This is a genomic window from Streptomyces graminilatus, from assembly GCF_001418565.1.
GTDB lineage: Bacteria > Actinomycetota > Actinomycetes > Streptomycetales > Streptomycetaceae > Streptomyces > Streptomyces graminilatus.
The window spans coordinates 2,435-3,082 of sequence record NZ_LIQQ01000559.1 but is presented as its reverse complement, the minus strand read 5'-3'; the positions used below and the strand labels follow the sequence as shown (position 1 = coordinate 3,082).

General features: G+C 72.2%; 2 protein-coding genes. One reads left to right on the top strand and one right to left on the bottom strand.

The annotated features are described in order from the left end of the window. A partial coding sequence (locus AOK08_RS45210; RefSeq protein WP_422125802.1) for a response regulator occupies positions 1–157 on the bottom strand: 157 nt, incomplete at its 3' end. On the opposite strand from AOK08_RS45210, the gene AOK08_RS36455 reads away from it, so the two are divergent. Beyond that, on the top strand, positions 81–635 hold the full coding sequence (locus tag AOK08_RS36455; protein ID WP_055534035.1) for a response regulator transcription factor: 555 nt from the start codon (positions 81–83) through the stop codon (positions 633–635). The genes AOK08_RS45210 and AOK08_RS36455 overlap by 77 nt on opposite strands. Positions 636–648: the final 13 nt, after the last annotated feature.

Genomic DNA, 648 nt, shown 5'->3' with positions numbered 1-648 from the left:
GGGCCCGCTTCAGATGCCCGGGCCGGCCGTGACTGGTCACGATCAGCACCCGGCACTCCGGCAGTTCGGCCCGCAGGGATGTGGCGACCCTCACACCGTCTGCGCCCGGCATCTCCAGGTCGAGCACCGCCACGTCGGGCCGGTGCGCGCGGGCCATGGCGAGCGCCTCGGGCCCGGTGGCGGTGCTCGACCTGGAGATGCCGGGCGCAGACGGTGTGAGGGTCGCCACATCCCTGCGGGCCGAACTGCCGGAGTGCCGGGTGCTGATCGTGACCAGTCACGGCCGGCCCGGGCATCTGAAGCGGGCCCTTGAGGCAGGTGTGCGGGGGTTCGTCCCCAAGACCGTCAGCGCCCAGCGGCTCGCCGAGATCATCCGTACCGTGCACGCCGGAAACCGTTACGTCGACCCCGAGTTGGCCGCCGACGCGATCTCCGCCGGGGACTCGCCGCTGACCCCGCGCGAGGCCGAGGTGCTCGAACTCGCCGCCGACGGTGCCCCGGTCGCGGAGATCGCCGAGCGGGCCGCGCTGTCGCAGGGGACCGTACGGAACTATCTCTCGTCGGCCGTCTCGAAACTCGGGGCGGAGAACCGGCATACGGCAGTACGGCTCGCGCGGCTTCGCGGTTGGGTATAGTTGGTCTCGCGCC